The sequence below is a fragment of the Enterococcus sp. DIV2385 genome (assembly GCF_051711925.1).
GTDB classification, from domain to species: Bacteria; Bacillota; Bacilli; order Lactobacillales; family Enterococcaceae; genus Enterococcus; species Enterococcus faecalis.
Window position 1 is genome coordinate 2,043,591 of the sequence record NZ_JBIONV010000001.1, and the last position, 22,578, is coordinate 2,066,168.

Sequence of the window (22,578 nt, forward strand, 5' to 3'; positions counted from 1 at the left end):
AAAGGAGAACTACATATGATTACAAAAAAAGAAAATGGTTACTTTGTTGACGTTAGCTTGGGGATTGATCCAATATCAGGCAAGCAACGTAGAAAGAGACTTACAGTTTCAACTAAAAAAGAAGCCCAACAAATTGAATCAAAGTATTTAAGGTTATACCACGAAAATAAATTAACAACTAATTCAGACTTAACTTTAAAAGATATTTACGAAATTTACGAAGAAAAATACACGCAAAACCTTAAGCCATCATACAAACAAACACAAGAAAGAATTTTTAAAAACTATATAGAACCTTATTTTAAAAATACTCAAATCAAACTAATAAAAAAACAACAAATCTATGATTTCCAACAGTTTCTATTAACTAGTAAACCTAAGAGAAAAGAGACTTTATCAAATAAGACAATCAATATGATTATTATTCATCTACAAAAATTATTTAACGTAGCTACGAAAGAAGGATTATCCTACGAAAATCCTTGTAACCAAATAGACAAGTTAAAAGTGCAAAAAAAAGAAATTGATTTTTGGACATTAGACGAATTTACAACCTTTATTTCTCATATTGATAAAAATAAACCATTTTTAAAAGTATTCTACCAGTTTGCTTTTTTTACAGGAATGCGTGCAGGAGAAATGATTGCTTTAACGTGGAGTGACATTGATTTTTATAATCAAACAGTCCGTATAAATAAAAGTGCTAAACTAATTAATGGTAATTACGTAACCACCACACCAAAAACGGAAAGCAGTAACAGATATATTACTATCAACACAAAAATTACCACCATGTTAAAAAAATGGCAAGAAATACAACCAAAATTACTAATAGATAATTTTCAAAATATTGATAGTGACAAATTACTTGTTTTTCAATACAGTGAAAAACACCCTTCAAGTGATTATTACTCTAAACAAATAAAAAAAATAATTGCAAAAAACAACTTGAACCTTAAACCTATAAGATTACACGACTTTAGACATTCACACGTAGCTCTTCTTATTCACAATAACGAAAAAAATACTACTATAAAAGAACGATTAGGTCATTCTTCCATTACTACAACAATTGATACTTATGGTCATTTATACCCTAATTCTCAAAAATCAATGAGCGACAAATTTGATAATTATGATATTTTCGAGCTATAAAATAACACGTTTTAAATACTAATTTTTAATAAGTAGGCAATTTTAGACATCGGAAACTTTCAAAACACAAAAAAGACAGATATACCAATTACCTTTAAGGCTTGATATATCTGTCTTTTCAATCTATGCCAGCTATAGGGTTCGAACCTACGACCTACGCGTTACGAGTGCGTTGCTCTACCAACTGAGCTAAGCTGGCCTGAAACAAATCTATTATAGGACTTTCTACTTTATTTGTAAAGTCTGTTTGTTATTTATTTATGCAAAATCTCTTTAAAATAAGCCAAATAGCGACTTTACAAACTTTTTTCTGAAAATGTGGTATAATAGAGATATCAAGAAAGGATGGTTTTTTGTATGTCAAATTTTAATGGTATGGTTACTCCTGTTGTTCCATCGGATGCTGGTAAGGATTTCGCCGTTGACACCCATGTTACTTTTCTTGTTCACGGACAGCCACAAACAGGCGTTGTTACGAAACAATTAAAAAATGCCGCTGTCGTCGAAATTGACGAAACGCAAAAAAACAATCACTTAATGGTGCACAGCAATGGTGTGATTGTTATTAATTACAAACAATTGAAAAAGATTTAATTCTTCAAGCGTGGGAAATTTCCCCCGCTCTTTTTTATGTACAGAATTGGAATACTTTCCAATTCGTCGGAAACTATAATGCTGTAATAAACGCAAAAAAACCAAAAATAATTCCAGGAACATTAGCAAAAATAATGGACTTATCTCGTGTCTCTCCATCGTCTCCATATAACCCATGAATCGTCCAAAAAATACAATTAATCATTGCCACTAATGGTTGCGTCGGATTGCCTTTTTCCCCATGTAAATTTCCATAAATTTGTGGAATATATGAAACATACATCAAAACTGACATCACACTAGCAATCACAGCGATAGCGTGTAAGACTTTTTTATTCTTTTTCATAGCTACTCCTTTGTTTTTTTATTTTTTATTATACACCTAGAAAAGTTCTTTAAGCAAAAGAAAACCGTTAGTAACCATAATCGGTTATCTAACGGTTTTTTGTTATTATTTTGTTCCAAATAAACGGTCACCAGCATCCCCTAAACCAGGAACGATATAGCCGTCTTCGTTTAAGCGCTCATCTAAAGCTGCTGTATAAATATCTACATCTGGGTGCGCTTCTTGTAAAGCTTTCACACCTTCTGGAACGGCCACTAGACATACAAATTTAATGTTGCTAGCACCACGTTCTTTTAATGAATCGATGGCCATAATTGCGGAACCACCTGTTGCTAGCATTGGGTCAACAACAAATAATTGACGACTTGCAATGTCTTCAGGTAATTTCACGAAGTATTCATGTGGTTGCAATGTTTCTTCATCACGGTAAAGTCCAACGTGTCCAACTTTCGCTGCTGGAATTAATTCTAAAATCCCATCAACCATGCCAATGCCGGCACGTAAAATAGGAATGATTGCTACTTTTTTCCCTGAAAGTGTTTTTTGTGTTGATTTACCCATCGGTGTTTCGATGACAACATCCTCTAAAGGCATATCCCGTGATACTTCATAAGCCATTAACATAGCAATTTCGTTGACAACTTCGCGGAAAACCTTTGTCCCACAGTTCTTTTCGCGAATCATTGTTAGTTTGTGTTGAATTAGCGGATGATCAATTACTTGAAATTTTCCCATATCTATTCTCCTTCATTATTTTATTCTTTCTTATTGTAAAACAAAAGAGCCTAGGACACAAGTTGAATTCCTTAAATCCTAAGCTCCGACTCTTATTTGTACAGAGAATCGCGCTTCAGCTATCCCTGATGTTAGTTATATAATGGATATTTTTTAGTTAGCGCTGCTACAGCTGCTTTGACTTCATCATGAACTGCTGTATTTTCTGGATCTTTTAAGACTTGAACGATTAATTTAGCAACTTCTACCGCATCTTCTTCTTTAAAACCACGTGAAGTAATCGCAGGCGTTCCAATACGGATACCACTTGTTTTAAATGGACTTAATTGTTCAAACGGAATTGAATTTTTATTGACAGTAATATTTACACTATCTAAAATAGCTTCTGCTTCTTTTCCATTTAAACCAAAACCTGTCACTTCAATCAGTAATAAGTGGTTATCTGTTGCCCCACTAATTAAACGAGCTTCTGGCGCTTGATTGAAAACTTTCGTCATCGCTTGCGCATTTGCAATCACTTGCTGACTATATTCAGCAAAACTTGGATCCAATGCTTCTTTAAAAGCTGCGGCTTTTCCGGCAATCACATGTTCCAATGGGCCACCTTGAATGCCTGGGAAAATACTACTATTTACTTTTTTCGCCAATTCTTCGCTATTTGTCAAAATTAAACCGCCACGAGGACCACGCAATGTTTTATGGGTCGTACTTGTTACGATATCAGCATACGGAACTGGATTTGGGTGCAAGCCTGAAGCTACCAAGCCTGCAATATGCGCCATATCAACCATTAACTTGGCATCTACTTCATCAGCGATTTCACGGAAACGTTTGAAATCAATCGTTCGTGAATACGCACTTGCGCCAGCAACAATTAATTTTGGACGATGTTCTCTTGCTAAAATTCGCACAACATCGTAATCGATTACTTCTGTTGAAGGATCCACTCCATAACTGACAAAATTATAGGTTTTGCCACTAAAGTTAACGGGCGAACCATGTGTTAAGTGACCACCAGCTGATAAATCCATCCCCAAAATGGTATCACCTGGTTCAACCAATGAAAGGTATGCCGCTGTATTGGCTTGAGAACCTGAATGGGCTTGTACATTCGCGAATTTTGCACCAAATAATTCTTTGGCACGATCGATAGCTAAATTTTCTACGATATCGATAAATTCACAACCACCATAGTACCGTTTACCAGGGTAACCTTCTGCATATTTATTCGTTAAAATACTTCCTTGGGCAGCCATAACCGCTTTTGACACGACATTCTCAGATGCGATTAGTTCCAAGTTATTTTCTTGGCGCTCTTCTTCTCTTGCAATTGCATTCCATAAATCTGGGTCATACGTTTTGTAATCCATTCAAACAACACTCCATTTTGTTTTCTTTTGTCTGATTGTATCATACTTCTGTGTCAGCTTCGTTACAAATACCTCTTATTTTTCAAAAAATTTTTGATTAGCTGATTTTTTCAAGCGATTCATGTAAGCAGTGCCTAAACCAGTTTCTGCAAATCCTTGCGCAAAAATCGTGGTAGCTCCTTGCTCATCTAACGCTCTTAACCCTGCAAATAGTTCTTTCGTGGCATTTTCAACCGTTTCTGCACCATAAGAATAAACAAATACATTTTCTGTATCTAGTTGTGCTGCCTGTTTATCACTTAAAAATAAGCCGATTTTTTCCTGTTGTTCTGTTGCTTGCTGAATCGCCGCTTGCCATTCTACTGTTTGACCGCTTATAATCCAAACTTCCGCATCAGGAGAATAGTGTTTGTATTTCATCCCTGGCGCTTTGGGTGCTGCAGTTTCACTAATCAAATGTGTATCGATTTTCACTTGGGGAATAATGCTTTCCAACTGCTCTTTGGTAATTGCTCCTGGTCGTAAAATAACTGGCACACCATCTTCCGCCGTTAAATCTAAGACCGTTGACTCCACCCCAATCTGCGTTGGGCCATCATCTAATATGGCAGCAATTTTCCCCTGCAAATCATGATAAACATGCTCTGCAGATGTTGGACTAGGCTTGCCAGAAGTGTTCGCACTTGGTCCAACCAACGGAACATTGGCTTGTTCAATCAAAGCTAAGGTCGCTTGGTTATCTGGCATACGAAAAGCGACTGTCTCTAAACCACCTGTTACTGTTTTAGAAAATGTATCGCTAGGCACATTAAAAATTAAAGTTAATGGTCCCGGCCAAAAGGCAGACACCAATTTTGTAGCGACTTCTGGTAAGGTCGCTACGTATTTTTTGACCATTTCAACGTTGTTCACATGAACAATCAATGGATTATCACTGGGGCGGCCTTTTACTTGGTAAACTTTTTTTACTGCCGCTTCATTTAAGGCATCGGCACCTAAGCCATAAACAGTTTCTGTTGGAAAAGCCACTAGCTCGCCTGCTTGAATGGCTGCTGCTGCTTGGGCTATTTCTTGTTTGGTTAATTTTTTTGTTTCCATTGCAAATCGCTCCTTCTAGAAAAGTGGCGACGAAGAACCTTAGTTACTCGGCTATCGCGAGGCGATCGTTGCCAGATAAATCTTTTTCAATTTTAATTGTTTTTTGTGGATAGGCGGCGCTCAATAATTCTTGGAGGGCCGCGCCTTGTTGAAACCCTATTTCAAAATAAATTTTACCGTCTGCTTTAAGCATCGTTTGACTTTCATGAATTAATTGTTGGTATAAAGCCAAACCGTTATTTTCAGCGAATAAAGCGGTTTTAGGTTCATACGTTCGGACACTTGCATCCATTAAATGCCATTCTTGTTCACTAATATAGGGCGGATTAGAAATAAGCAGATCAATTTTTTCAGAAGCAACTGGCTGTAAGCCATTCCCATGATAAAATTCGATGCCAGCACCTAATGCTTGCGCGTTTTGTTTAGCGACAGTCAACGCTTCCTCTGAAAGATCAATGGCAATAACTCGCCAGTTGGGCCGTGCCAGTTTCAAGCTAATCGCAATGGCACCTGTCCCTGTTCCGACATCCACGACCGTCAAAGGAGTATCTGGATTGGCTTTTAAGCAACGCTCGACTAATTCTTCTGTTTCTGGCCTAGGAATCAAAGTATGTTCATTAACAATAAAGGAATGTCCATAAAATTCAGCTTGCCCTAGTAAATATTGTGCTGGGTAATCTGTCAATAATTGGGCTAAATCCGTTTTTAATTGTTCCTCTTCTTCTTTGGGCATTTCCTCTTGCATGTGCAGGAGCCACTGCGTTTTATCCCAACCTTTACGTTCTAAAAAAACATAGTGAATAGCATAGCCTTCTTTGCCTTGCGCCTCTAAAAAAGAAGAAGCCCAGTTAAGGACTTCAAAGTAACGTTTAGCCATTTTGCATCTCTTCTAATTTCGATGTTTGATCATATAAGACTAATGCGTCAATGATTTCATCTAATTTGCCAGCAAGAATCTGGTCTAGTTTTTGGATGGTTAAACCAATACGATGATCCGTTACTCGATTTTGTGGGAAGTTATACGTTCTGATTCGTTCTGAACGATCTCCGGTCCCCACCGCCGATTTACGGTTAGCATCATATTCACTTTGTGCTTCTTGTTGAATTTGGTCATATACACGAGCACGCAAAACTTTCATTGCTTTTTCACGGTTTTTTAGCTGTGAACGTTCATCTTGCATTGCGACCACGATTCCTGTTGGTAAATGGGTTAAACGAACAGCCGAAGCGGTTTTATTGACGTGCTGTCCACCAGCGCCACTTGCATGATAAATATCGACACGGATATCTTTATCAGCTAATTCGATTTCGACTTCTTCCGCTTCCGGCATAACTACAACGGTTGCTGTCGATGTATGAATCCGTCCTTGTGATTCTGTTGAAGGAACTCGTTGCACGCGGTGAGCGCCACTTTCGTATTTTAATTTTGAAAAGACGTTATCTCCTGAAATCATCATAATTACTTCTTTATATCCACCGATTCCAGTGACGTTCGCTTCTAAAACTTCCGCTTTCCACCCTTGTGCTTCTGCATATTTTTGGTACATATTAAATAAGTCGCCAGCAAAAAGTGCGGCTTCATCACCACCGGCTGCACCACGGATTTCCATGATGATATTTTTATCATCATTTGGGTCTTTTGGTAATAATAAAATTTTAATGCGGTCTTCTAACACTTCTTTTTCTTTTTTCAAATCAGAAAGTTCTTCTTTCGCCATTTCGGCCATTTCCGCATCTAAGTTTTCACTTAAAAGTTCTTCGGCATCGCTAATCCCTTCAACAACTTGTTTATATCGGCGATAAACCTCAACCGTCTCACGTGTATTAGCTTCTTCCTTCGATAATTCCATGAAACGTTTTGTATCACTAATGACTGCTGGGTCACTTAATAATTCGCCCAATTCCTCATAGCGATCTTCAATAGATTGTAATTGATCGTACATAGTGTCTCTCCTTACTGTTCTTCATTCACTGTTTTTGGATGAAAATAATGTTTGCGACAAACAGGATAGTAGGCTTCATTCCCACCAATTTGGACTTGATCCCCTTCATAAACGGGTTTGCCATCAATATAGTGCAAGTTCATAGTTGCTTTTTTATGACAGAACCAGCAAATCGTTTTTAATTCTTCTAATTTGTCTGCATATAAAAGTAAATACTTTGAGCCTTCAAATAATTCATTTCTAAAATCATTCTTTAGCCCAAATGCCATTACTGGAATATCTAATTCGTCAACAATTCGTGCAAATTCAATGACATGATGCTTGTTTAAAAATTGACATTCATCGACTAATACGCAAAAAGGTTTGTAAGACAAATCATTAATCAAGTCAAAAACATTGGTTTCTTCAAAAATTGGAATAGCATCTCTGCGTAATCCGATGCGACTGGATACTTTCCCAACACCATCACGTGTATCTAGTCCACTGGTCATCAAAACAACTGGTTTGTCTTGTTCTTCGTAATTGTGTGCTACTTTTAAGATTTCAATGGTTTTACCACTGTTCATTGCGCCATACTTGAAAAATAATTGAGCCATGTTCACTACACCTTTCCGTTAGTTCCTTACGTATTTTACTATATTTTCAGCAAAAAAGCAGTATTTTTAGCTAAAATGGTCGTGCATTTTTCTGAAAAAAACAGAATCTACGCCAAAGTCATTTTAGCAGGGCTGTTTATACTCCAACTAATGATCCTGCTAGTATGCAATAAAAAAGCCCGAAATTGTAGTTATTTGACTACAATTTCAGACTTTTTAATGCTAGTTATTTTTGAGCAGAGGCAAATTCTGCTGATTGCGTACCTGCTTGACGACCATAAATGATAATATCGGCGATGGCATTGCCTCCAATACGGTTTTGACCATGTAAGCCACCTGTTAATTCACCAGCAGCATATAGACCTTTAATTGGTGTGCCATCTTCACGTAAAACTTCTGTTTTCGTGTTGATTTTCACGCCACCCATTGTGTGGTGAATCCCTGGTGCAATTTTAATTGCGTAGTAAGGCGCTGTGCTTAAGTCAGCTTCCATTCCAGTTGTCCGGCCAAATTGTTTGTCATCTTTGGCATTAACATCTTGGTTCCAAGTATCAATCGTTGCTTTCAATGTATCGGCAGGCATGCCAATTTTTTCAGCTAATTCTTCAATCGTTTCACCTTTTTCCACGAAACCTTTTTGATCATAGAAATCAATGGCTTTTGCACGGTCGCGAACGCCTTGGTCAAAGACTAAATAAGCTGATTTTTCTGGTAAGGCATTGATTGCTGCAGAAACTTTGTCACGTGTATCTAACTCATTAACAAAACGTTCTCCTTTTTGAGAAGCCAAGATTGCGCCTTCTCCACGAACTGCTTCACCAATTAAGAAAGCATCGCTTTGTTGAACAGTTGGGTGAATTTGAATTTCTTTCATATCTACTAACGCACCGCCAACTTTTTGAATCATTTGGATACCGTCACCTGTTGTTCCTTCTTGGTTCGTTGTAACATAGTTTTTCAATTCTGGTTTGTATTGTGTAATTAATTTTTCGTTGGCACCGAAACCACCTGTTGTGACAACGACTGCTTTTGCTTTAACTGTTTTTTCTTTATCATCTTTCATTTTCACTTTTACGCCATCGATTTGACCGTTTTCTTCAACTAAGTCTGTGACGTCAGCATCAACAAACAATGGAATTTTTTCTTCGCGAACGTTACGTACTAAACCGTCAACTAGATAGCCCCCAATTGCTGATCCGTCAGCAGGACGGTGTGTGCGTTTTTCGCTCATTCCACCTGTAATCGTTAAATTGCTCAATGTAATTCCTTTTGTATCTAACCAATCAATTGCTTCAGCTGAATGATCAACAAAATAACGTAGTAATTCTTGATCGTTGGTTCCTTTACCGCCTTTTAGTGTTTCTTCAAAGAATTTATCGTTGCTATCTTTAATGCCTTCTTTTTCTTGGAATTTTGTTTGTGAAGCATTCATTCCTGAAGACGATTTAATTGTATTCCCACCTGCAACAGGCATTTTTTCTAAAATAACTGGATTCATGCCAGCTTCTTTGGCTTGTAATGCAGCGGTCATCCCCGCACCACCTGAACCAACAATAACAACATCATAACTGTCTTTTAGTTCACTTGGATCTGTATAACCATTAGCAGAGGCACCAGATGTTGCTTCTGTTTTTTCAGAAGATGCTTTTGTTTTACCAGCGGCTTTTTCTTGATCGCTTGTACAACCTGTTGCTGCACCTAATAATAACCCTAGGGAAAGAACTCCCATTAACACTTTTTTCATTGTTTTCCCACCTTATAAACTATTGATTTCTACCAACACAATTTCTTATTTTTCATTTGAATAAAAATAACAGTTTGTTACATAAAGTGAACACATTCACATATCAACCGAAATAAAAAAGCTACCACTACTTTTTAAAGTTGTATCGTTAGACAAACTGACCAATTAGCAATAAGTTGTTTGGGGAACAACCTATTTTTCTATTCTTTCATAAAATATCATGTTCTCGCTTGTTTGTGGATGTTTTCCAATTATTTCTAACGAATTTCTTATTTTTATTTGTCATTTCAAGGATTTTCTGGCAGAATTATTCGTTTGAGGCGAAAAGTTTTGGTATACTTAGTTTAATTAGAATTGGGAGGTTATCTAGTGAACCATACACGTTTGCTGTGGCTGGCACAGCGAAAAAGCGATCGATTTATTCGCAAAAATTTTTCATCTATTCAAATCATCGTCGCTTACTACATATTAATGACGGTTATTTCTTATTTATTGTTTTGCCTCCCTATTTTCAGAGAACCTGACTCGCATGTTCCTTTTATTGATTTATTTTTCTTAGCAATCAGTACAGTCAGTGTTACTGGACTCACCACAGTCGATATTAATTCGGTTTTTAATGATCGTGGGATCGTCTTATTGGAGGTTCTTTTCCAAGTTGGTGGCTTAGGGATTATGATGATTTCAACGGTCTTTTTTATTTTATCAAAACGGCGAATCACATTAAAGCAACGTCAGTTAATTATGACTGACATGAATCAGCCGCGACTGAGCGGAATTGTTCGACTGATCCGCACCACTTTTTTGATTTTAATTTGGTTTCAAGTAATATTCGGCTCGCTCTTTTCGCTTTATTTTTATATAAATGGTTATTATACGAACTGGCGAGATGCGATATTTTATGGCTTTTATCAAGCTATTTCTGCAGTAACTAATTCAGGCTTTGATATTTCAGGTGATTCAATTATTCCTTTTGCTCATGATTATCTCTTTTTACTGGCAATTATGTTCTTGATTTTTATTGGCGGAATTGGATTTCCCGTTTTACTGGAAATTCATGAGTGGTTACATTTTAAGAAAAAGAACTTTCGTAAGAAGAAACGAGGCTTGCCTTTCCGCTTTTCATTGTTTAGTAAAATTGCTTTGCTAGCGTTTATTGTTCTGTTTATTGGGGGGACTATTTTGATTTACTTATTAGAAAAAGATCACCTATTTTTGACAATGAATGAAAGTGGCCGTTGGGTAAGTTCGATGTTTTATTCGATGACTACACGAAACGCTGGCCTCCAAATTAATGATTTAGGGGACTTCCAAATCACAACATTGATTATTTTTTCTGTGTTAATGTTTATTGGTTGTAGTCCTAGCTCTGTTGGTGGTGGTGTCCGAACAACGACTGTTGCGATTATTGGCTTGTATTTGTTAGCTTTTTTAAAAAGTGAAGATGATATTAGCGTCTTTAGCCGTAAAATAGATGACGATGATGTCAAAAAATCGATTGTCGTCTTCATGTTATCTTTGATTATGTGCTTTTTCGCTGTCGTCTTTTTGTCAGCCACTGAAAATCTGCCCTTGATTTCAATCATTGTGGAAGTCGCTTCTGCCTTTGGAACAACCGGTCTTTCTTTGGGCATTACAGACGATTTAACAACAGTAGGTAAATTAATGATTGCCTTATTAATGTTTATTGGACGTATTGGTATGCTTTATACCTTAATGATTTTTGTACCAAAAGAAACACGTGACTTAGGCTACGAATACCCTTCAGAAAAAATTATTATTGGATAAAAAAACAAAGCCTCTCAAGTAAGAGGCTTTGTTTTTTATTTTTTCATATGTGTGGCTAGTTTGTTATAACTTTCAGAGCGTTCAATTGCATCTTCTTTAGTTTTATCAAGTAAATGTTCGACTACTTCTTGATTCTCTTTAATTGTATGCAACGCAGAGTAACGTGTTTGTTTTTCAAGGAAATCACGCATTTTGTCAAAATCTGTTTTCTTGTAGTCAATGACCATCGGATCTTTGCCTTTCTTAACTAACTCTGGATTATAACGATAAAGTGGCCAATAGCCAGATTCAACGGCTTCTTTGGCTTGATCTAACGTCCGAACCATTCCGCCTTTGACCCCGTGATTAATACATGGGGTATAACCGATGATAATTGATGGGCCTGGGTACCGCTCCGCTTCGTCAATTGCTTTAATCGTTTGCATTGAGTTTGCGCCTAAAGCCACTTGTGCAACATAGACATTCCCATAAGTGATTGCCATCATCCCTAAATCTTTTTTAGAGGTATGTTTCCCACCCGCTGAGAATTTGGCAATGGCAGAAGCTGGTGTAGCTTTAGATGTTTGTCCGCCTGTATTGGCATACACTTCGTTATCCATAACAAAAATATTAACATCTTCCCCACTAGCAAGAACATGATCAATGCCGCTAAACCCGATATCATAGGCCCAACCATCGCCGCCGACAATCCATTGACTCGTTTTCACTAGTAAATCTTTTTGTTCGTAAATTTTTGTTAGAAGTGGATCTTCATCGGCTTCTTCACTTAATGCTGCCGCTAGTTTGGTGGCTCGCTGTTGTGTTCCTTCCCCTTCAGCCATGTGTTCCAACCAATCATTTAACAAGGCTTGAAGTGAATCTGATCCGACGTTTTTAGCAAGACTTTCTTCAACCAGACTAGCTAAATGTTGACGTTTCGTTCGATTGGCAATATACATACCATAACCATATTCCGCATTATCTTCAAACAGCGAATTACTCCAAGCTGGTCCTTGGCCACATTCGTTCGTTGTATAAGGCGTCACCGGTGACGAACCACCCCAAATTGATGAACAGCCTGTTGCGTTAGCAATCATCATTCGATCACCAAATAATTGCGTCAACAACTTAATATAAGGTGTTTCGCCACAGCCTTCACAAGCACCTGAAAATTCCATCAATGGCTGGTTAAATTGGGAACCTTTAACAGAAAGTTTTTTGACTGGGTTGGCTTTTTGTTTAAGAGTCATCGCAAAGGCCCAATTCATCGCTTGCTCTTTCTGAGTTTCATAAGGTTTCATTAAAATCGCCTTGTCTTTCACGGGACATGCCTGAACACAAAGACCACAACCTGTACAGTCTTCTAAAGAAACTTGGATACGATACATCAACCCATCTGTGCCACGCATTTCGCGCATGGCAAAACCTGCAGGTGCTTCTTTCAGTTCTTCTTCATCCGCTAAAAACGGTCGAATAGCCGCATGTGGACAAACAAAGGCACATTCATTACACATCGTACACTTATCCATTTGCCACTCAGGCACTTCTAACGCAATGCCACGTTTTTCATAAGCCGCAGTGCCCATAGGAATGGCACCGCCTTTCATTCCGTTTTCAATCAAATCTGAAACGGTCAGCTGATCCCCTTCTTGACGATTGATTGGTTCTAAAATATTTGTCACAAAAGCTGGAGCTTCCGACTCTTGATTTTCTGGCTCTAAAACAATGGTTGCCCAATCTTCTGGAACTACGATTTCTTGCAGCGATTCAAAGGTAGCATCAATCGCTTGGTAATTTTTTTCAACAATTTCCATTGATTTTTTTCCATAAGTCTTTTTCACTTCTTCTTTAAGTAACGGTAAATATTGCTCTTTCGTTAAAATATCTGTTACTTCAAAAAAGGCAGTAGACATCACTGTATTGATCCGACGACCTAAGCCTACTTTGCGAGCTAACTCAACCGCATTGATAATGTAAAATTTGATTTGGTGCTCCCCAATATATTTTTTTAACTTAGCCGGTAATAAACGGTGAACCTTTTCTTGATCCCAAATAGTATTCAGTAAAAAAGTTCCGCCATCTTTTAAACCTTTTAACAGGTCGTATTTATGCAAATAGGAAGCATTATGACAAGCGATGAAATCTGCTTGTTCAATTAAATACGTGGAAGTAATTGGCTCTTTACCAAAACGCAGATGCGAAACGGTTAAACCGCCTGATTTTTTAGAATCATAACTAAAGTAAGCTTGTGCATAAAGGTCGGTATGATCTCCGATAATTTTAATCGCTTGCTTGTTTGCTCCCACAGTTCCGTCAGAACCAAAGCCCCAAAATTTTGCTTGGAAGGTAGTATCTGGCGTTAAATCTAAAGTAGGTTCTTCTGGCAATGATTGATAGGTTACATCATCAACGATTCCCACCGTAAAGCGTTGTTTTAATTCTTTAAATGGCAATAACAAATGATCATAGATCGCTTTAATTTGATTAGGCGCTACGTCTTTAGAGCCTAACCCATAACGTCCACCAATCACAATTGGTCGATTTTCATGTTGATAAAGAGCGCTTTGAACATCTAGCAATAACGGTTCCCCTTCGGCTCCTGATTCTTTTGTTCGATCTAAAACCGCAACCTTTTCTACTGTAGCTGGTAATTTTTCAAGAAGGTTTTCGGTAGGAAATGGACGATATAAATGAATATTGATAAAACCAACTTTGCGTCCTTGTTGATTGAGATAATCGACTGTTTGTTTGATTACTGGTGAAGCCGACCCCATTGAAATAATGACTTCTGTTGCATCTTCACCCCCATAATAATCGGTTAAATCATACGTTGTTCCACGAAGATTGTTAATTTTTTTCATGTATTTTTGAACAATTTTTGGCATTTCTTCGTAATTTTTATTGACTGTTTCTCTTTGTTGAAAATGAATGTCAGTATTTTGAGCGGTCCCTGAAACAGTGGGATGATTAGGATTCATGCCTCCCATTCTAAAACGAGTTACAGCTTCCTGATTCACCATTTCTTTCAGGTCATCATAATCAATCACTTCGATTTTTTGTAGTTCATGGCTCGTTCTAAAACCATCAAAAAAGTTTACAAAAGGTAAACTACCTTCTAAGCTAGCTAAATGAGCAACTGCCGACAAATCCATCACTTCTTGAACACTTGATTCTGCTAACATACAAAAACCTGTTTGTCGGGTAGCCATTACATCGCCATGATCACCAAAAATACTCAACGCACTTGTCGTTACTGCCCGAGCCGCCACGTGGAACACAGAAGGCAGCAATTCTCCTGCGATTTTATACATATTGGGAATCATCAACAGTAAACCTTGTGAAGCAGTATAAGTAGTGGTTAACGCACCTGTTTTTAACGAACCATGAACTACTCCCGCTGCCCCAGCTTCTGATTGCATTTCAATAACTTGAACTTTTTGACCATAAATATTTTTTAAACCACTTTCCGCCCATTCATCTACCAACTCAGCCATTGTTGAACTTGGTGTGATAGGATAAATAGCGGCAACTTCTGTAAACGCATATGAAATATAAGCCGCTGCGGTGTTTCCATCCATTGTTTTTTTCATTTTTTCACCTTTTATCTTTCCTAAACATTGCTTGTGACTGTTGTTTTTTGTGTTTTGACATACTGATCAATTGCATTAGCTGCGATTTTCCCAGCGCCCATCGCTAAAATAACGGTGGCAGCACCTGTGACTATATCGCCCCCAGCAAAAACGCCAGGTATTGAGGTTGCTCCTGTTTTAGGATCAGCTTGAATGTAACCCCATTGGTTTAGTTCTATTTCTGGATATGTTGATAACAAGACTCGATTTGCCCCTTGGCCAATTGCCTCGATTACTGCATCAGCAGGAATGGTAAACGTGCTGTCTGGAACCGGTTCTGGCCGTCGTCTTCCAGACACATCTGGTTCACCTAAAACCATTTTGACACATTCAACACCAGCTAGATTTCCTTGTTGGTCATCTAAATAAGCAATTGGATTCGTTAACCAATAATAGTTAATTCCTTCTTCAAGGGAATGGTGGTATTCTTCAATTCTTGCTGGTAATTCTTCTAACGAACGACGATACACAATGTTCACATTTTCAGCGCCTAATCGTTTGGCTGAACGAGCGGCATCCATTGCAACATTCCCGCCGCCAATCACAACAACATTTTTAGCACGTTTAATCGGTGTATCATATTCTGGAAACTCATAGCTATGCATTAAATTGATTCGTGTTAAAAATTCACTAGAAGAATAAACCCCATTTAAACTAGTTCCTGGGATTCCCATAAAGTTTGGTGCCCCTGCACCAACCGATAGATAACAGGCATCAAACTCTGACATTATTTCTTCCATCGTAATCGTTTTACCTACTACCACATTGGTTTCTATTGTTACACCTAAGGCTTCAATACTCGCAATTTCTTGTTTAACAATTTTTTTCGGTAATCGAAATTCAGGTATGCCATAGGTTAATACGCCGCCAGCTTCATGAAGCGCTTCAAAAATAATTACTTCGTAGCCGAGCTTTGCCAAATCCCCCGCAACTGTTAACCCAGAAGGACCAGAACCGACCACTGCGATTTTCCCTTTTGTTGGTTCCGCTGTTTTCTTAGGAAACTTGTGATTTTCTAATGCCCAATCGGCAACTAAACGTTCTAATTTGCCAATTGCCACTGGTTCAAAGTTTTTGGCTTTCCCTAATTTACAAACTTGTTCACATTGTTTCTCTTGCGGACAAACGCGTCCACAAATAGCAGGTAAATTCGTATATTTACTTAAAATATCGGCTGCTTGTTCCATGTTTCCTTCACGAATAGCTAAAATAAATCCAGGAATATCAATCATCACGGGGCATTTAGCAATACAAGGTGCATTTTTACATTGTAAACAGCGAATCGCTTCTTCTTGCCCTTCTGCTAATGTATAGCCTAAGCAAACCTCTTCAAAATTACTCTTTCTGATACTAGGTGCTTGTTCCGCAATCGGTGTTTTTATACGACTTTTTCTAGCCATTTTTCTCCACCTGCTCTTTCAAACGATCTGTAAAGCAAACTGCTTCTTCTTCCTGATATTGCTTCATTCGATTAATGAATTCATCCCAATTTACTTCATTGCCTTTAAACTCAGGTCCATCAACACAGGCAAATTTCATGGTGCCATCAACAGTGACCCGACAACCGCCACACATGCCTGTTCCGTCAATCATAATAGGATTCAAGGAAACATAAATTGGTAATTGATGTTTTTCAGCTGTCAAGGTACAAAATTTCATCATGATGCTGGGCCCAATCGCCCAACTGCACGCTACAGATTCACGTGCAATAACTTCTTCCATCGCTTCTGTTACTAAGCCCTTTTTACCTAATGAACCATCATCCGTTGTAATGATTAGCTCATCTGAATAACGACGGCATTCTTCTTGTAACAGAACTAACTCAGCTGTTCGTGCTCCCAAAATCGTAATCACTCGGTTGCCTGCTTCTTTTAAAGCCTTGATAATTGGATAAATAGCCGCGATACCAACCCCGCCACCGACAACCATCACCGTTCCATATTGCTTCACTTCTGTGGGCATACCTAAAGGTCCAGTGACATCTAACAAAGAGTCGGAAGTTTTAAGTTGGGAAAGTGCAGCTGTTGTCTTACCAATTACTTGGAAAATAATTCGAATACTGCCTGCTTGTGGATTTGTCTCCGCAATCGTTAAAGGGATCCGCTCTCCTTTTTCGTCAATTCTTAAAATAACAAACTGTCCAGCCTGGGCATGTGTCGCTATTCTTGGCGCTTCCAGCCAAAAATCAAATGTATTACTAGATAATTGAGTCGACTGAAGAATATTAAACATTGAAATACCTACCTTCATCATTCCTTTTCATTCTGACTCCTACTTTCTTAAACCTTTAGGCAACGCTATCAGATAAAGTTGTGGCAACACTTTTAACAAATGTTTTTAGCATTTCGATGTCTTCTTCTTCTGCATTGTTTTCAATTTCAACTGTTTCAGCTACTTTTTTAGCACCAGCTTTTTCAAAAGCTCCTACAAAATCATGCGCTGATTTACAGAAAAATTCACCATATTCACGATCACCGGAACCAACAACGCCAAATGGCTTACCTGTTAAATCCTTTTCAGTTAATTCATCAAAGAAATCTTCAAATTCAAAAGGCAGTTCCCCATCACCATAAGTATACGTTGCGATAATACAAGCATCTGCATCATCAAAGAAGTCTACATCAACTTCTGAACACTCTTCACGTTCTACTTCAACTCCAGCTTCTTGAAACTGTTCTTCCAAAATCTCGGAAATTTCTTCTGTGTTTCCAGTCATACTTGCATAAACAATTTTTACTAGTGCCATCTTCATTCATTTCCTTTCTTTTTCCTAAATATTTCAATGCATTCAAATGCAATTGTAACCCCTTACATTAATTCCTAAAAAAATAACTTTTACAAATGATTTTATTCACAAACTAATCTAAATAAGTATGTACTCTTCCCCTTTCGAGATAGAGTATTTTTTACTACGTCTTTACTATACCACATTCCAAACCTTTTTAACAATATTTTTAAGGTAAAAAAAATATTATTTAGGTTCTTTTTTATAAAACGTTTTTCCTTCTTCCAATCATAAAAATTGCTTCTAAAACCGCTCCCCCTAATGCACGAGCTTTGTCGGAGATCGTCAAGCAATCGACTTTCTCAACTGGTCGAGGATCTACATCTGCACACTTCAACCCTTGACAACATATTACCTTTTCTGAGATCAATCCTCTCAAAGTCCCTGTCAGAGGCGAATAAACTGGAACCTGATCGATAAAAAATAATGCTTCCCCTTTCAACACAAAATCCCCTATGTTTTTAAGGTGGGTAACTTGTCCTGAAGCAGGGGCATGGACAACTCGTTCCGCACTTTTTCCGCCAATTTCACCTGGAATACCTGTATTAGGTAAAGCTGTTCCTTCAAAGTATAAACGCCCCAGCCCATGTCCACGCATTGTCTCAATCACAACATCGACATCTTGCGGTGCTGAAAATCCTGGTCCTAAAGCAATCGTAATCGGTGCCATTCCTCGATGCGTACCTAAATTTTTCTTAGCCAAAATCGCATCGATAACAATCAGTGGTTTCAATTGTTGAATAGCACTTGCTGTTTGATCGACAAAAACAGGCAGCTTATTTTGCTGCCAACATTTCGCGCAATCCTTTAATGAAGTAATTCGAACAGCAACCAAATCTTCCACTCTTTGTTCTTTCTGGAAAATAGCATCACAAACTGAAACAGTCCGCCGAATGGCCAGAGGACATTCTGTTTCTAATACTAGTATTTTAAAGCCAACGTGCCATAATTTTTGGATAACGCCTGTCGCTAGATCGCCCCCTCCGCGAACAATCACTAATTTTTCTTGGATGTTTTGACTGATTTCTCCCATAAAATAAGTCCTTTCTCTAATTCCATATTGCAAGCAATAATCTTGTCTAATTTTTCAAAACAGCTTTTGGGTAATTGAAGACAGACATTCATCGCTTGAACGAACTCTCTTCGCGTATGGGTTTGATTTAAACACAAAATTCGTTTGCCTTGGCTCTCTTTAAACAATCCTTTTGGATGAGCAATGAGTTGAGCTAACAATGTTTCTGTGATTGGTTCTTGTTGTTGCGCATCGGTTAATTCCAAAAAAAGCGGCAACCGATGAATGGTCGTTTCATCTATCTTTTGACCAATCACAGAAATCGGAAGCACACCAATTGTGGTGGTTGTTTCTTTTAATATCACGGGTTCATAAGAGGACCAGCCTTTCAAAGGTCGTTGTTTGGATCCATCCGCTTCTAAAAAAACTTTCGTGAAGTGCTGAAACAATGTTTGAAACGAGGTCATTGCAGGCATCGTTAGTTTTGTTTGGTTGTTGATAGCGGTTCCTGCTAAAGTGATTCCGCAGATATTCGGCGTTATTTTTTCAAAATGGTTTGTATAAAAATAATCATACAATTGACGTTGGGGAAACCCAATTTTTGTGGTTGTACTAACCAGAACAGCTTCCTTTCGATATGTTTTTGCTAGCGCCCACATTAAGCTTGTTTTCCCACCACTACCAACAATCGACACAATTTCCTTCCCTTGTAAATCAAAACACTTTTTTAAGGACTCCACAGTTGGTACCTCCTTTCCCCAAGGTCATTTTTCACAGAAAAAATAGAGGCTACGCGTACTTTTGCTTCTTCTAAAAAACATACACTGTGAGTTATTTCTGCTTCATTAATGAGTAAACCGACCCCACAGCCATCCGTCAATGATGGTGGCAAAGTAAAGACGCGAACAGCCACCTTTCTTGCCAACAGTACTTGTTCCGCCTGAACAGCATAATGTGTATTCGGAAAGGTTAGCAAATACTCCATCTTTTCACCTTCTTTTTTGTTAAAGCGTAATTACTTTAGCCGCTTGATTCATTGTTTCAACAATTTCGTACATATTAGTAATAGAGCCGATAGCTAAGGTGTCTGTTAAATGATAAAAATCTAAACAGGCCCCACACGTTTGAATCGTGGTTCCCTTCTCCGCTAATTGTTGCAAATCAGCTAAGGTATTCGCTGCTTGATTCGTTAAAAACGCCCCTCGATTAAAGAATAATAGCTGTGTAGGAACAGTTTCTGCTTCTGATAATGATTGAAGATAACTTTTCATTAATAGTCGTCCTAGCTGCTCGTCTCCAGTACCTAATTGATCGGAGCCAATCGTAATTACTAAATCTGTTGCTGACTGACTTGTTTGTTGCGTCGCTTCTTCAGGTACCGTAATTTTGACAGAGAAAACCGTGGCTTCTATCTGCTTCGCAGTCAAAGTGGCTTGTTTTTTAGTAGCTAATTTTTTTAAATTTTCAATGGCTACTTCGTTATCGACTAAAACCTCGATAGTGCCTCCAGCCAAACCTAGCTCCGCCAAGGCTTTTTTCGTTTCAATCACAGGTATTGGGCAAGGTTTTCCCAATGCATCTACTAATTTCATATTTGGCCCTTCTCTCTATAAAAGTACTACTGCTTGTTGTTCTTTTGGCAGAACCTCGCCAATAATTTTGGCAACAGGGTCCTCTTTTTGAATAGCTGCTAAACAGGCTGCCGCTTCGTCAGCAGCGACACTAATTAACAGTCCGCCAGATGTTTGTGGATCAAACAAAAGTTCTTGCATTTCCATAGAAATTTTTGAATAATCGATTGTCGTTCCGATTGTTTGTCGGTTTCTTTGCCCAGCTGCAGTGACTAAACATTCTGCGGCGTAGGCCAACGCTCCTGTAATGGTTGGTAATACTTCTGTATCAATCAGTAATGTTACCTGATTATCAGCCATTTCTTTTGCATGAATTAATAGACCAAACCCAGTCACATCAGTACAAGCATGTACTGCGTAGGATCGAGCATTCGCAGCGGCATATTTATTTAAACGTTCCATCGAATCTTGCGCGATTTTTTGTTCCGTCTGCTTCGCTAATTGCCCCCGAACAGCCGCTTGAATAATTCCTACACCTAATGCTTTAGTTAAAATCAAGACATCCCCCACCTGTGGCGTATTATTATGCCACAAATTTTCTGGATGAACTTCTCCAGTTACCGCTAAGCCATACTTGGGTTCATGGTCATAAATCGAATGACCTCCCGCCAGTAAAGCGCCCGCTTCCTTTAATTTTAAGCTGCCACCCAAGAGCATTTGTTCCAACCATTCTTTTGACATCTTTTGTGGAAAACAAACAAGATTTAGCGCATAAAGGACTGTTCCGCCCATGGCATAGACATCACTTAAAGCATTAGCGACCGCAATTTTTCCAAATGATAACGGATCATTGACCATTGGTGAAAAAAAATCAACCGTTGAAATCAAAGCTTTTTCAGGCGTTATTTGGTAAACCGCGGCGTCGTCGGCATGTTCAAACCCGACGAGTAGCCGCTCATTTGCCGGTGTTTCAGGTAAGTGTTGCAACAATTGGTTCAGTACACGGGATTCAATTTTTGCCCCGCAGCCACCTGATGTACATTGTGATAAAAAATCCATGCTGTCCGCTCCTTCTCAAATTAGTAGTTCTTGTAAAGCGTGAATTGTCCAAGTAATTTCTTCAGGCGTTGTCTGCCAACCAAAGCTAAAACGTAAGGTGCCAGTTGCTAAAGTCCCAGCTGTTTCATGGGCTAATGGTGCACAATGCAAACCTGCGCGCGTCATAATGCCATATTGTTCTGCTAGTTGCTGTGCCACCACTGTTTCTTCCTGATTCCACAGTGTGATAGAAACAACAGGGACAGTTTGTGCCACGTCCTTGGTTCCTAAAATTGTGACAGGTAACCCTGATAAACCATTTAAAAAATTCTGCATTAAGGTTCGTTCATGCTTTTGAATCGCTGCTAAACCAATTTTATTCAACTCTTTAATAGAACTATTTAAGCTTAGAATACCTAAACTGTTTAACGTACCAGCTTCAAATTTATCTGGTAAAAAAGAGGGTTGATCAAAGGAATTAGAATGGCTACCAGTGCCGCCCGCCATCAGTGGTTTGACCGCTTCAGCCCCTCGCTCACTAAAAGCTAACCCACCAATACCTGCTAATCCATATAAGCTTTTATGTCCAGTAAAGGCTAACACATCAATGGCCATCTGGGTCATTTTTATTGGTAAAAATCCCGCCGTTTGAGCCGCATCCAAAACGGTTAATAATCCTTTCTGTTGAGCCCATTGAAAACATTCTTCAATGGGTAAAATGGTGCCTAAGACATTGGATGCGTGTGTCATCACCAAGGCTTTTGTATTCGTTCGCCAAGCTCGCTGAATATCTTCTACATCTAACAGGCCAGTTTTTTGACAAGCAACATACGTCACTGAAATGCCTCGTTCTTTCTCAAGCGAGTGAAGAGGTCTGGCTACTGCATGATGTTCTAACATAGTCGTAATCACATGGTCGCCAGGTTGTAAAATCCCCGCTAATGCAAGATTTAAGGAAGTTGTTGCGTTATTCGTAAACGTAATCTGAGCCGCACTGGGTGCCTGAAAAAAGTCTGCTAACAATTGACGTGTCTCTAAAAGAGGAAGCCCCTCTCTAAGCAAAGGGGCATTTCTTCCGTAATTCATGAACTGATTTTCTGCTAAATAGGCAGTCAAAGCCTCAATGGTTGCTGGAAATTTTTTATAGGAAGTCGCTGCATAATTTAAATAAACCAAGTCCTTCATACGTTTTTCCTCT

The 22,578-nt window shown here is 38.4% G+C and carries 21 protein-coding genes and 1 tRNA gene; 3 read left to right on the top strand and 19 right to left on the bottom strand.

Annotated features, from left to right (window positions below; translation table 11 throughout):
- Positions 1-15 precede the first annotated feature (15 nt).
- A complete protein-coding gene (locus IGM04_RS09880; RefSeq protein WP_010828941.1) occupies positions 16-1,155 on the top strand; it encodes a tyrosine-type recombinase/integrase in 1,140 nt (379 codons plus the stop codon).
- Between the two features lie 126 nt (positions 1,156-1,281).
- Here IGM04_RS09880 and IGM04_RS09885 read toward each other — a convergent pair.
- Positions 1,282-1,354 (bottom strand) — tRNA-Thr (locus IGM04_RS09885).
- 158 nt (positions 1,355-1,512) lie between these two features.
- Here IGM04_RS09885 and IGM04_RS09890 point away from each other — a divergent pair.
- Complete coding sequence (locus IGM04_RS09890; protein ID WP_002381528.1) at positions 1,513-1,749, top strand: hypothetical protein; 237 nt, start codon at positions 1,513-1,515, stop codon at positions 1,747-1,749.
- A gap of 73 nt (positions 1,750-1,822) precedes the next feature.
- Here the strand turns inward: IGM04_RS09890 and IGM04_RS09895 are convergent, their stop codons facing one another.
- The 8 genes from IGM04_RS09895 to IGM04_RS09930 all read right to left on the bottom strand — a co-directional run bounded on the left by IGM04_RS09895 (position 1,823) and on the right by IGM04_RS09930 (position 9,581).
- Positions 1,823-2,095: a membrane protein gene (locus tag IGM04_RS09895; protein WP_002356625.1), complete on the bottom strand. Its 273-nt coding sequence runs from the start codon at positions 2,093-2,095 to the stop codon at positions 1,823-1,825.
- A gap of 105 nt (positions 2,096-2,200) precedes the next feature.
- Complete coding sequence (gene upp, locus IGM04_RS09900; RefSeq protein ID WP_002356624.1) at positions 2,201-2,830, bottom strand: uracil phosphoribosyltransferase; 630 nt, start codon at positions 2,828-2,830, stop codon at positions 2,201-2,203.
- Positions 2,831-2,961: 131 nt separating this feature from the next.
- Positions 2,962-4,200, bottom strand: a complete 1,239-nt coding sequence (gene glyA / locus IGM04_RS09905; RefSeq protein ID WP_002356623.1) for a serine hydroxymethyltransferase — start codon at positions 4,198-4,200, stop codon at positions 2,962-2,964.
- 75 nt (positions 4,201-4,275) lie between these two features.
- Positions 4,276-5,298, bottom strand: coding sequence for an L-threonylcarbamoyladenylate synthase (locus IGM04_RS09910; protein ID WP_077932769.1), 1,023 nt, complete (start codon positions 5,296-5,298; stop codon positions 4,276-4,278).
- A gap of 43 nt (positions 5,299-5,341) precedes the next feature.
- A complete protein-coding gene (gene prmC, locus IGM04_RS09915) occupies positions 5,342-6,175 on the bottom strand; it encodes a peptide chain release factor N(5)-glutamine methyltransferase (protein WP_002362237.1) in 834 nt (277 codons plus the stop codon).
- A complete protein-coding gene (gene prfA, locus IGM04_RS09920) occupies positions 6,168-7,241 on the bottom strand; it encodes a peptide chain release factor 1 (RefSeq protein ID WP_002356619.1) in 1,074 nt (357 codons plus the stop codon). Before prfA ends, prmC begins: the two co-directional genes overlap by 8 nt.
- 11 nt (positions 7,242-7,252) lie before the next feature.
- Positions 7,253-7,837 (bottom strand): thymidine kinase, encoded by a 585-nt coding sequence (locus tag IGM04_RS09925; protein WP_002356618.1) that lies wholly within the window; start codon positions 7,835-7,837, stop codon positions 7,253-7,255.
- A 226-nt stretch (positions 7,838-8,063) separates the two neighbouring features.
- Positions 8,064-9,581, bottom strand: coding sequence for a flavocytochrome c (locus tag IGM04_RS09930; protein WP_002356617.1), 1,518 nt, complete (start codon positions 9,579-9,581; stop codon positions 8,064-8,066).
- A gap of 369 nt (positions 9,582-9,950) precedes the next feature.
- Here IGM04_RS09930 and IGM04_RS09935 point away from each other — a divergent pair, with 369 nt between their 5' ends.
- Positions 9,951-11,366 (top strand): TrkH family potassium uptake protein, encoded by a 1,416-nt coding sequence (locus IGM04_RS09935; protein ID WP_010712710.1) that lies wholly within the window; start codon positions 9,951-9,953, stop codon positions 11,364-11,366.
- A 35-nt stretch (positions 11,367-11,401) separates the two neighbouring features.
- Here IGM04_RS09935 and nifJ read toward each other — a convergent pair whose 3' ends face one another.
- The 10 genes from nifJ to sclA all read right to left on the bottom strand — a co-directional run bounded on the left by nifJ (position 11,402) and on the right by sclA (position 22,565).
- The gene (gene nifJ / locus IGM04_RS09940; RefSeq protein ID WP_086318037.1) at positions 11,402-14,935 is read right to left on the bottom strand and encodes a pyruvate:ferredoxin (flavodoxin) oxidoreductase; all 3,534 of its coding nucleotides are present in this window, start codon (positions 14,933-14,935) and stop codon (positions 11,402-11,404) included.
- Between the two features lie 20 nt (positions 14,936-14,955).
- Positions 14,956-16,374, bottom strand: a complete 1,419-nt coding sequence (gene gltA / locus IGM04_RS09945; protein ID WP_086318036.1) for an NADPH-dependent glutamate synthase — start codon at positions 16,372-16,374, stop codon at positions 14,956-14,958.
- The gene (locus tag IGM04_RS09950; protein WP_002370486.1) at positions 16,367-17,224 is read right to left on the bottom strand and encodes a sulfide/dihydroorotate dehydrogenase-like FAD/NAD-binding protein; all 858 of its coding nucleotides are present in this window, start codon (positions 17,222-17,224) and stop codon (positions 16,367-16,369) included. The genes gltA and IGM04_RS09950 overlap by 8 nt, the downstream gene beginning before the upstream one ends.
- A 37-nt stretch (positions 17,225-17,261) precedes the next feature.
- Positions 17,262-17,726, bottom strand: coding sequence for a flavodoxin (locus tag IGM04_RS09955; protein ID WP_002384174.1), 465 nt, complete (start codon positions 17,724-17,726; stop codon positions 17,262-17,264).
- A gap of 235 nt (positions 17,727-17,961) precedes the next feature.
- On the bottom strand, positions 17,962-18,792 hold the full coding sequence (gene yqeB, locus IGM04_RS09960) for a selenium-dependent molybdenum cofactor biosynthesis protein YqeB (protein WP_164978396.1): 831 nt from the start codon (positions 18,790-18,792) through the stop codon (positions 17,962-17,964).
- Positions 18,756-19,511 carry a selenium cofactor biosynthesis protein YqeC gene (gene yqeC, locus IGM04_RS09965; protein ID WP_002362599.1) on the bottom strand — a complete coding sequence of 252 codons (756 nt, stop codon included), beginning with the start codon at positions 19,509-19,511 and terminating at the stop codon, positions 18,756-18,758. The genes yqeB and yqeC overlap by 37 nt, the downstream gene beginning before the upstream one ends.
- Positions 19,499-19,756, bottom strand: a complete 258-nt coding sequence (locus tag IGM04_RS09970; protein WP_086318035.1) for a DUF3343 domain-containing protein — start codon at positions 19,754-19,756, stop codon at positions 19,499-19,501. Before IGM04_RS09970 ends, yqeC begins: the two co-directional genes overlap by 13 nt.
- 19 nt (positions 19,757-19,775) lie before the next feature.
- A complete protein-coding gene (yedF, locus tag IGM04_RS09975) occupies positions 19,776-20,363 on the bottom strand; it encodes a sulfurtransferase-like selenium metabolism protein YedF (RefSeq protein WP_002356602.1) in 588 nt (195 codons plus the stop codon).
- Between the two features lie 15 nt (positions 20,364-20,378).
- The gene (gene selD, locus IGM04_RS09980; RefSeq protein ID WP_002413288.1) at positions 20,379-21,401 is read right to left on the bottom strand and encodes a selenide, water dikinase SelD; all 1,023 of its coding nucleotides are present in this window, start codon (positions 21,399-21,401) and stop codon (positions 20,379-20,381) included.
- A 15-nt stretch (positions 21,402-21,416) separates the two neighbouring features.
- Positions 21,417-22,565: a selenocysteine lyase SclA gene (sclA, locus tag IGM04_RS09985; RefSeq protein WP_086318034.1), complete on the bottom strand. Its 1,149-nt coding sequence runs from the start codon at positions 22,563-22,565 to the stop codon at positions 21,417-21,419.
- Positions 22,566-22,578 lie beyond the last annotated feature (13 nt).

Bases quoted from the DNA above. Each gene is read 5' to 3' on its own strand.
- IGM04_RS09880 (WP_010828941.1), top strand. From the start codon at position 16: ATGATTACAAAAAAAGAAAATGGTTACTTTGTTGACGTTAGCTTGGGG.
- IGM04_RS09890 (WP_002381528.1), top strand. From the start codon at position 1,513: ATGTCAAATTTTAATGGTATGGTTACTCCTGTTGTTCCATCGGATGCT.
- IGM04_RS09895 (WP_002356625.1), bottom strand. From the start codon at position 2,095: ATGAAAAAGAATAAAAAAGTCTTACACGCTATCGCTGTGATTGCTAGT.
- upp (WP_002356624.1), bottom strand. From the start codon at position 2,830: ATGGGAAAATTTCAAGTAATTGATCATCCGCTAATTCAACACAAACTA.
- glyA (WP_002356623.1), bottom strand. From the start codon at position 4,200: ATGGATTACAAAACGTATGACCCAGATTTATGGAATGCAATTGCAAGA.
- IGM04_RS09910 (WP_077932769.1), bottom strand. From the start codon at position 5,298: ATGGAAACAAAAAAATTAACCAAACAAGAAATAGCCCAAGCAGCAGCA.
- prmC (WP_002362237.1), bottom strand. From the start codon at position 6,175: ATGGCTAAACGTTACTTTGAAGTCCTTAACTGGGCTTCTTCTTTTTTA.
- prfA (WP_002356619.1), bottom strand. From the start codon at position 7,241: ATGTACGATCAATTACAATCTATTGAAGATCGCTATGAGGAATTGGGC.
- IGM04_RS09925 (WP_002356618.1), bottom strand. From the start codon at position 7,837: ATGGCTCAATTATTTTTCAAGTATGGCGCAATGAACAGTGGTAAAACC.
- IGM04_RS09930 (WP_002356617.1), bottom strand. From the start codon at position 9,581: ATGAAAAAAGTGTTAATGGGAGTTCTTTCCCTAGGGTTATTATTAGGT.
- nifJ (WP_086318037.1), bottom strand. From the start codon at position 14,935: ATGAAAAAAACAATGGATGGAAACACCGCAGCGGCTTATATTTCATAT.
- gltA (WP_086318036.1), bottom strand. From the start codon at position 16,374: ATGGCTAGAAAAAGTCGTATAAAAACACCGATTGCGGAACAAGCACCT.
- IGM04_RS09950 (WP_002370486.1), bottom strand. From the start codon at position 17,224: ATGAAGGTAGGTATTTCAATGTTTAATATTCTTCAGTCGACTCAATTA.
- IGM04_RS09955 (WP_002384174.1), bottom strand. From the start codon at position 17,726: ATGAAGATGGCACTAGTAAAAATTGTTTATGCAAGTATGACTGGAAAC.
- yqeB (WP_164978396.1), bottom strand. From the start codon at position 18,792: ATGGGAGAAATCAGTCAAAACATCCAAGAAAAATTAGTGATTGTTCGC.
- IGM04_RS09970 (WP_086318035.1), bottom strand. From the start codon at position 19,756: ATGGAGTATTTGCTAACCTTTCCGAATACACATTATGCTGTTCAGGCG.
- yedF (WP_002356602.1), bottom strand. From the start codon at position 20,363: ATGAAATTAGTAGATGCATTGGGAAAACCTTGCCCAATACCTGTGATT.
- selD (WP_002413288.1), bottom strand. From the start codon at position 21,401: ATGGATTTTTTATCACAATGTACATCAGGTGGCTGCGGGGCAAAAATT.
- sclA (WP_086318034.1), bottom strand. From the start codon at position 22,565: ATGAAGGACTTGGTTTATTTAAATTATGCAGCGACTTCCTATAAAAAA.